Source organism: Moraxella oculi (genome assembly GCF_023336735.1).
In the GTDB taxonomy this organism is placed as follows: Bacteria; Pseudomonadota; Gammaproteobacteria; order Pseudomonadales; family Moraxellaceae; genus Moraxella; species Moraxella oculi.
In genome coordinates this window covers 257215-266970 of record NZ_JAMBAQ010000001.1, presented here as the reverse complement: position 1 = coordinate 266970, position 9756 = coordinate 257215, and the positions used below count along the sequence as shown (strand labels likewise).

Here is a 9756-nt window from a genome sequence, read left to right as displayed (position 1 = left end):
TTTGAAGGTATGCCTAAGGATTGACATTCTTCTCGTTGTCTTTTATAGATATTAGATGCAGCAGTTTTTGACCACGCAGCATTCCACCTCACCGCCTCCGCTGCCACACCAGCAGCCACATTGACATCTTCTCCAGCATAAGCAGCGGTGATGCCTGCAATCAGTTTGGCTTGATTGATGAGTTTGTCTTTTTGTGCTTGGGTTAGGGTGTTTGGGTCATCTACTTGATAATCACCCCACATCTCACCAACGACAGCACCGATGCTGCCTGCTTCACAACGATTTCCTGCCGCTTTGGCAGATAGACAGCCTGTTAAGCCAGCGGCAAGTTTATGGGTAATGTTATCTATTAGGGTATCTTTGTCCAGTGGTTTGACATAATCGGTAAAGATCTCACTGGCGACAGCATTGGCAACTTCACCACGCAGATTTTTAATTAATGACTTTTCAAGACTGGTGCCATATATGGCACTTTCAAGCAGCGCAGTTGAAGTGGCGTTGGCGATACCTTTGCTGATTTTATGGCTAAAATTGTGGGAGTTGGCTATATCACCCACACCAAGACTTTTTGAGAGTGTTTGGTTGATTTTGCTACCAATCCCAGCGCTGGCAATGGCAAAGGTCAGTTGCTTGATGTTTTGTTTACTACCAAGCTCCTTTAATGTTGCCTTAATATCTCCTTGATTGTTGATAAGACTGATACTGGCTGTGCTGACCAGTGATCCAAATGCAGCAGAGCTCATCGCCCCCAAAGTACCTGCTGTGCTAGCAGCGATGCCAGCATTAGTTGCTGAACTCACAATAGATGCCGAAAGTTCTGACCCAAGACCACCTGTCGCATAAGCCACTGCAATCGCCACAATGGCTGCTCCAGCAGGTGTGAGTCCTTGTTGTTTGTAGTTCCATTCATCGTTACTTAAGATGACTTGTTGCCAGTTGATGTCATCACGGTTGATCAGTTCGTTTAGATAGCTGTATTCTGGTTGATTGGCAAGGGTGATGATTTCATCTTTGAGCTGTCTTTTTTGAACATCCTTTTCTGATATGGGGATTTGGACATTTAGACCGCCTTTGGCTTCAAAGGTGGGGTTTGTCGGACCTGTAAAGCTTGGCAGCAGGGCAGATTGTTCTATCCTGCCCGTATTTTGCATACTTTGCCAAACCACAGAGTTGCTATCGGTTCGTGCTTGTTCTTGAAGGGTACTGATGGCCGCTAATAGATTAATCTTGCCACCAGCATAGAAATTTGCCCCTGATAGATAGTCAAAGCGTGTGCCCTCAAGGGTGGTATCACCCTCAGAGCGGCTATTGATGTAGTTTGCCACCAGTGTGGCTGGTAGGGCAGTGATTTGCTGTCTTTGGTTATGATTGTCTGTGGTGTTATAGCGAATGCCTAAAAGTTTTTTCTTGGTATGACTATGCTGTTCATTGCTGTGCTGATTGGTCAGAGCGTATAGGTTGATATTGCCTGTGGAGATGAGACGAATATCGCCACCTGTGGTCGTCATATCAGCAGCATAGATGTTGATATGGCTGTTTGCTTTATCGGCATGGGTTTGCAAGCGAATGTTATTGGCGGTTAGGCTAACTGTATCAGCATCTGTCCATTCATTGGTTGTGGTGGTTGTGGTGTATTTGCGTTTATACCACTTACCATGTCTGTGTGTGGTTTTGTCATAGCCATATTCATAGTCGATGGCAGCATCTAATAACAAATGATGATTGGCAGCAATGGTTAGATTACCACCAGCGGCAATCCGACTGCCTTGTAATACCAGATGTGTGTTAGGCTGTTTGGTGGTGGCAGTGATATTAATGTCTTTGCCAGCGGTCAGTGTGGTTGGTGTGCTAAAAGCGACAATGCGATGATGATTACTGCCTTGTGAGCCGACTTCATAATGGTTTTGTAGTCCATCTAGGATGATGCTGGTATTTAGGTTTTGAGAATTTTTACCAGATTGGCTGTCAAATTCATAACTGTTTGGTGCAAAGCCTTGAGCATTTAGCGTGATATTACCGCCAGCACTGATATTAGCACCGCTTGCTATGATGGTATCTTTGGCATGAATGGAGATGTCGCTTGTTTGGGTGGTGAGTGATGATGGGGTGTGTTCGTAGCCTGAGGTATTTTGGGATACCAGCAGGATTTTACGATTTAATTTATCAAGCTCTTGAGCGTAAGGTTCACTGATTTTAATATGGGCACCATAGTCGTGCAATGCGACAAACTCTGCCTTTAATTGATATTTTTTAGCAAACTGTTTTGCAAGTTCATCGACATGACTCCAAGCTGCACAAGTATTGCAATCATCCAAATCCATTTCGTCATACCAATTACCTATTGCAATGTCCAGTTGCTGCTTATCTTTGATATATGCTGGATTGTTTTTAATGGCATTGATTTTTTGTTCTAATTGTTGTTTTTGTTGTTGAAGATGTGGCAATGTTTGTGTTGATTTTTGATTAACAAATTCCCCTCTCACCCCGTCAATCTGTACACTGCCATCAGTCGCATAGACATTAATGTCTTGCTGGGCGCTGATGTTGGCTGCCGTTAGGGCGACGCTTTGTCCTTGTAGGCTGATGCTGCCTTTGGGTGCATTTAGTTGGTTTGTTAGGGTAAGATTGCCTTGTTTGCTGGTTAGGCTAATATCACCTTGATTGCCTGTTTGGGTGAGTTTGGTGGTGTTTGTTAGAGTAAGATCTTTGTTGGTTTGCACACTGATGTCGCCTGATAGATGGCGTGTTTGATTATGTGCTGATAGTAATGGGCTGTTTGTTGTGCTGATGTTTAGTTTGTCTTGATTATTGATTGTTAGACTGTCTGCTTCAATAAGTACCGCACCACCTTGATGGTTGACATTACCCGTGATGGTGTATGCTCCACCCACCACATCACTGACCACACCTTTGGCGCTAAACTGACTGTTTGTGCTGGTTTGATTGGCTTTGGTATGAATAGCCGTGTGTTGATCTGAGCTGATTTGACTGCTTGTAAAGTTTAGATTTTGATTTGCACCAACTTGGCTGTTTTGTTTACTTATGATGCTGGTGTTCGTTAGGGTTTGATTTAACCCAGCAAAGCTTGAGATGTTGCCTGATGCAACCAATTTATTATCGGTATGAGTTAAATCACCATGTAGATTGGCGGTGGTGATGTGTCCTTTGGCGGTTAGCGTATTGTTGGTGAGTGTGGCGATGTGTTTTTGTTTTGGTTTGTTGGTTTGGTTGCTGTCAGCGTTAGCAATAATTACTTCAAGGTTTTTACCAGCAGTTAGCGTGCTGTTTGTGAAAGTTAGGTTTTGTTTGGCATTGGTACTAATATCACCTGTTTTGCTAGTGATATTAGCTTGATTAGCGACAATGGTTGGTGCTGACAACTTAATGTCGGTATTGGCTTGTAGATTTGAGTTTTGAGCAGCTGCTTGATTATTATTTGGACTGTTATGCTGCTTAATCTCAATAGCGGTATTACTGGCAAGATTAATACCGCCTGTTTGAGCTTGTGATTTGCCTGTGTGGGTGATTTTACCATCACTGCTGATGTGAATGCTGTGTTTGGCGGTTAGCGCTCCTGCTGTGTTTACACCCACACCCTTATCTGTGCCAATCAGGGTGATGCTACCAGCACTCATGCCACCCAGTAGCTTGACATCAATGGCGGTGGTGGGGTTTTTGTTGGTGTTTGTTGTTGTAGCTTGACTGTTTTGGTTGGGATTTGGCGTGATGTGTCCTGTATCACTGATTTGATTGCTGCCTGCTACTGCTGTGATGGCGTGTTCTGCTTGTATCTGAGCGTTGATACTGACAGCTTTGGCATATAGATTGACATAATCGGCGGTATGCGTCTCACCAAGTCCGATGATTTGTTTGTCGGTGTTGTTTGGATTATTGCTTGTATTATTATTTGAATTGGCCGTTGATTTAGGCGCATTGATGGTAATGCTGCCTTGAGTGATATTGTGGCTAAATCGCCCTTGCTCTATCTGATGGGCGATGTGTCCTGTGGATAAGGTAGCTTCATGGACATTGATGAAATTTGCCCCTGCAACATTAATGCCTGATGGATTGGCGATAATGACATTTGCCTTTTGACCTGCCACCTCAAGCGTACCTGTCAGCTGACTTGCTTTATTACTGCGTACCTCATTGATGATGGTATGAGCTTCACCTTGTTTTAAAAATGGATTGCCAGCAACCGCTCCTGCAAGCTGCGTCTGAGCACCTGTACGGACATTGTTTAAGATGGCACCTTGAGCATTTACATCAAACTGGCTGTATTTATTGTGAGAGATGCCTTGTACAGGTGTTTGAATTTGCACCACAGGGACGGTTTGACCAGTACTGTTTTTGGCAGCTGCAATGATGGGTTTTTGGTTATTGGTAGCAGCTGGATCAGCTTTAATATTAGCAAGGCTTGTACTTGAGATGCCAAGCAAAGAAGTAATGATGGCAGTGTATAGGATGGTTTTTGTGCAATGTGATGATGAAAGCGTGGTATCTTGATTAGAGTTTGGATCAGAGTCTGAAGGAGAAAAACCGCCAAAACCAGAAGATTTACCATCAGATTTAGACTTTTCAGAAACAACCACCAACCTAGCCAATGTCTTGCTGAATATGACACGAAAACGGTTGCGATTCATGGTGGTTCCTTGGGGGGTGATTTAGTTAGATGTCCATCTACCAATGAATGAATTAAGAATGAAGGGTGTTTTATAAGAGTTACGATTTTACTTGATTAAAATCAGATAAGCAAGAGAGTTTTTGGAAAAGTAGCCAAAGTTACACCACTTACCAATTTAATTTTAGGCATCTGTGACAACGCAATTTCAAAACCCCTATTTCCATCCCTATCTGGTTCTTTTTGCTGTTCAAAATCGGTTCGGTTATTTGCTTGTTCCGTTTGGATAATGTTATCATCAGCCAATTCTTGAACGCTAGGGCGATATTTAATTTCGCTCGCAGGGTCTTTTGGTGGTTGGTTATACAGTTCGCTATTGAATGCTTGCTTTTAATCTCTGTTGTAGGATTTTTCCAGTTTAGCTAATTTGTTTTATACAGCTAAGCCAAAATAAAATTAGCACATGCCACCTGCCTAAATAGCTTAGGTAAATCACCTTCAAGCAGTTTGCCTCTCACCGCCTTTGTATGAGCCCGCTTTTTTCAATGGGATCATACTGTTGACCATAAGGTGGTAAGAACAATAACCGATGACCATGCCCGTTTAATAATTTTTTGGATGCGTTTAGACTTATGGAAACTGGCATTATCCATCACGATGACACATTTTTTCTTTAGTTTTGGAATTAGCGAATGCTTGCACCAATCGTATATGCCGTCGGTATTGATGTTTTGCTCAAAGTAATCGATGGCGAATAAGGTTCTGCCATACAATGCTCCAATGACATTGGTTCTTTTTTAGTTTGCCAGTTATGGTTGACTAAGCACCGTTCACCAATAGGGGCATAGCCATAGGGTCTGTATGTTGTTCAAAACCGCTCTCACCCATGTAAACGGTGGGATGTCACAAGCTTGATATGCTTTTAGTTTGATTAAGTAATCAATGGTTCTAAGCAAACAAACTTTAGGGTAATCCAGTGTCTTTTTGAGATATATCCAGTCGCTTTAAGGCGTGTTGGATGCCTGATCGACTACAATTGAGACGGTGGGTTCGTTCATGCTGGTAAGCATCAGGGTAGCTCCAGCCATATTCATTGTGTGAGCGCATGACTTGCTTGCGTAGGTCTGATGAATAGGTCAGAAAAGGTTGGATATGGTTGCTATTGATGAATGTCATGTACTGTTTTTATTGAGGTTTGGTTATAATCCTGCCAGATATTTCTTTTGCTTAACAAAATGTATGGTATCAATGTTTTTTGTATACACTGGCTAAAATCTCATTACCCTCTGATCTGTTATCACCAAATCCACGCCCTGATCCCAGTCGTTCACTGCCAAGCTTTCCACCACCTGAAAGTCATAGCACCAACCTACTTTTAAGCCGTGAAATTTGGCAAATGTGCGGTCATAAAATCCACCGCCCATACCCAGTCGATTGCCTGACTTATCCACTGCTACTAAGGGACAAATGATACAATCAAGTCGATGGGCATGTACGGTGTTTTTGGGAAATGGTTCTTTCATGCCAAGCGAATGATTTTTTAGAGGGGTTTTGCCTATTTGATAAAAAATTGGTGCAAACATCAAGGGTTTGTTAGGGTGAGTGATGGGCAAATAGGGTGTGAAGTCATGTTTTTGGCAAAATTTGATAATCGCTCCAGTGGGTAACTCACCAAAATCATCCAGATAAACCCCAATTTTGGCATGTTTTGGTAGGAGCTTGGCAAGTTTGATCAAATGCAGGCTTGCCAGTGTTGCTGAATGCTGCCGCTGTCTGGGGGTGAGATTTCTACGCTGTTTGCGAAGGGTTTTGCGAAAGGCGATGCTATTCATGTGTTTCCTATGATAATGATAATGATTAGTGATTGATAATTGATGCTAATAGTGATATATTAAGGTTCTTTAATTTGGTATTGTAACAAGTTTTTCACTTTAAAAGGAATGTTTATGACCGACTTTCGTATTGAAAAAGACACCATGGGCGAAGTGCAAGTCCCTGCCGATGCCTATTTTGGAGCTCAAACTCAGCGTAGCCGTGAAAATTTTAAAATCGGTGGTGAGACCTTGCCACGACCACTCATTGTCGCTATGGCAACCGTCAAAAAAGCTGCTGCTTTGACCAATGCAGGGCTTGGACGGATTGAGGGTAGTCAGCGTGATTTGATTGTGCAGGCATGTGATGAAGTGATTGCAGGCGGGCTTGTCGACCAATTTCCGCTTGTCGTGTGGCAGACAGGCTCTGGCACTCAGTCTAATATGAACATGAACGAAGTCATCGCCAACCGAGCCAATGAAATCGCAGGCAATCCAAAAGGTACTTATAAGCCCATCCACCCTAATGACCATGTCAACCACGCCCAATCCACCAACGACAGCTTCCCCTCCGCCATTCGGGTGGCAGTAGCGGTTGAGATCAACCGCTCGCTTATCCCTGCCATCAAGGCGTTGCGTGATACGCTTGCCAAAAAATCTGCCGATTTTGCAGGCATCGTCAAAATCGGACGCACCCATTTGCAAGATGCCACACCTCTTACCCTAGGACAAGAATTTAGCGGTTATGTGGCACAGCTTGATTTGGCACTGGTAAGAATTGACAACGCTTTGCAAGGCTTGTATCAGTTGCCACTTGGCGGAACAGCCGTGGGGACAGGGCTAAACAGCCATCCTGATTATGCGGTCAAATCTGCCCAAAAAATTAGCGAATTGACAGGATTGCCCTTCATAACTGCTCCTAATAAATTTGAAGCGTTGGCAAGCCGTGATGCTGAAGTGTTTGCATCAGGGGCGTTAAAGACTTTGGCAGTCAGTCTGAATAAAATTGCCAATGATGTACGCTGGTTATCTAGTGGTCCTCGATGTGGTTTGGGTGAGATTACCATTCCTGAGAATGAGCCAGGATCATCCATCATGCCAGGCAAAGTAAATCCTACCCAGTCAGAGGCAATGACCATGGTGGTCGCTCAGGTCATGGGCAACGATGTAACGATAAACATGGCAGGGGCGAGCGGTAATTTTGAGCTTAATGTCTTCATGCCTGTCATCGGTTATAATCTACTCCAATCGATTCGCCTGCTTGCGGACGCTTGCAACAGCTTTAACGATAACTGTGCGGTAGGCATTGAACCAAATCTCGAAAAGATTGATTACTTTTTGCACAATTCACTCATGCTGGTAACTGCCCTAAACCGTCATGTAGGCTATGAAAATGCTGCTAAAATTGCCAAAACCGCTTATAAAGAAAATAAAACCCTAAAACAAGTGGCGGTGGAGCTTGGATTACTAACCGAGCAAGAATTTGATGAATGGGTACGACCAGAAGACATGGTTGCACCGAAGTAACCAAAAATCAAGGGTATGTAAATAAGGGCGAGTGATTGCCCTTATTTTTTTATGCAAGGTTGTTGTTTGACAAGAATAAATTTGAACTTTAATATAATTGGCATTGTTCAATAAGATACTTTGTGCAAGACGCAGCGTGTCTGAGAAATACATTTACTAGATATTTATAGTCAATCCGCTCAAAATACAACAAAGGTTTTTCATCCGTGGTGAGCTATACCTACCCATAACAAAAAACCGCTTCACCCACAGACATAGCTTAGGGCGAACGGTTTTTTGTGTAATGTTAGAGCAAGATGATGTAGTCAAGTCCTGCATGTATAAGTAAAAAACAGCAAAAACTTGGGGCTGGAAAGCCTTATAGGGTTATCGTAGTAATGTGCAATAATACCTATTATCGAGTAAGTACCGCATAGCCAAACCCCAAAACCATACAATCCCAGGGAGTTATTATGACCAAAAGTGATGAAAAGGTTAGTATCAAAACCATCAATAAGATGTTTGAATATCAGCTAACCATTCCTGATTACCAACGCCCCTATAAATGGCAAACCAAGCACATCAAACAGCTTGTTGATGATATTTATTCTTATTTTATAAAGGAAAAGGATGCAAATCAAGAATGTCGTTTGGGTGTAATTGTCTTGCATAAAGATGAAGGTAAAGATGAATATGACATCGTAGACGGGCAACAGCGACTGACCAGCTTGTTTTTATTGCTATATGTATTAAATGGCAATAAAAATCCATTTGGCGAACCTAATTTTCTTAACAATAAATTCAACCACAGTCAAAGTGTTGAGCATATCAAGCAAAATTATGAGTATCTAAAAAGCTATGTGGCAGATTTGAGGCTTGGTGATGATTTTAAGAACTTTATCCTTGGCAAATGCACCTTTGCAACTGTTATTTTAACCGACATTGATGAAGCCTTTCAGTATTTTGATTCGCAAAACTCTCGTGGCAAAAGTTTGGAAGCCTATGATTTGTTAAAGGCGTATCATTTAAGGCATATGCAAGGCGAATCCAATCTAAAAATAAATACAACCGTTGCAGAATGGGAGCATGCGGTAACGCACCCAATATCGCTAAAATTGATTATGAATGATATTTTGTATCGTCATCGCCGCTGGAAAAAGTTTCAACACGGTGAAAAGTTCATTAAAGACAACATCAATACCTTTCAAGGCTTGAATAAAGACGAACAAAAAAACTATCCAAATCGTGCATTGGGTCAAGCACGGTACAATGATATGGCGATGACCTTTATTGATGGCGATGGATTTTTTGAATACATCTTTTATTATCGCTGTCTGTATGATGAATTGTTTGGCGACAATGGCAAGGTAAATAATGAAAAAATCTGCATGACCATTCAAGCCAAAGATGATGAAAGGAAAGAGCCTAAACCTTTATTTAAAACTTTGCAAGCCAATACTGGACGAGTGGGTGATTTTTATCTATTTACGCTGTTTCGCATTATGGTCATGGCATATTATGATAAATTTGGCGATTATGGGCTTGAACAAGCGGTTAGAAAAATTGCCCAATGGGTATATTGCCTCAGATTGAGTCAAACTAGGATTTCATTTGCCACCATTGAAAATTATGCCATGAAAGATTTTGGTTATAAAGACATTGAGCAAACCGAACTAAATAGCCTATATCATACCATTTGCCTTGCCCAAAGAGCCGATGAGATATTAAATTTTAGAATAGCAAAAGTTAAGCACGATTTTAAAAGTGCTGATGGGTATTTAATGCCCTTTTTAAAAGAGTTTACTAGCAACTAATGGA

Annotated in this window: 4 protein-coding genes and 1 pseudogene; 2 read left to right on the top strand and 3 right to left on the bottom strand. The window is 42.1% G+C overall.

Annotation, left to right across the window (positions count from 1 at the left end; all coding sequences use genetic code 11):
- From M2R47_RS01205 to M2R47_RS01200, 3 genes and pseudogenes are all read right to left on the bottom strand, one after another.
- On the bottom strand, window positions 1-4643 hold a 4643-nt coding region (locus M2R47_RS01205), incomplete at its 3' end, for a two-partner secretion domain-containing protein (RefSeq protein WP_249097745.1).
- Between the two features lie 529 nt (window positions 4644-5172).
- Window positions 5173-5406: pseudogene (locus M2R47_RS09615) on the bottom strand (transposase); the annotation flags it as partial.
- Between the two features lie 483 nt (window positions 5407-5889).
- Window positions 5890-6453 carry a 5-formyltetrahydrofolate cyclo-ligase gene (locus tag M2R47_RS01200; protein WP_249097743.1) on the bottom strand — a complete coding sequence of 188 codons (564 nt, stop codon included), beginning with the start codon at window positions 6451-6453 and terminating at the stop codon, window positions 5890-5892.
- A 114-nt stretch (window positions 6454-6567) separates the two neighbouring features.
- Here M2R47_RS01200 and fumC point away from each other — a divergent pair, with 114 nt between their 5' ends.
- The gene (fumC, locus tag M2R47_RS01195) at window positions 6568-7959 is read left to right on the top strand and encodes a class II fumarate hydratase (protein WP_249097741.1); all 1392 of its coding nucleotides are present in this window, start codon (window positions 6568-6570) and stop codon (window positions 7957-7959) included.
- A 452-nt stretch (window positions 7960-8411) separates the two neighbouring features.
- Window positions 8412-9752 (top strand): DUF262 domain-containing protein, encoded by a 1341-nt coding sequence (locus M2R47_RS01190; RefSeq protein ID WP_249097739.1) that lies wholly within the window; start codon window positions 8412-8414, stop codon window positions 9750-9752.
- Window positions 9753-9756: the final 4 nt, after the last annotated feature.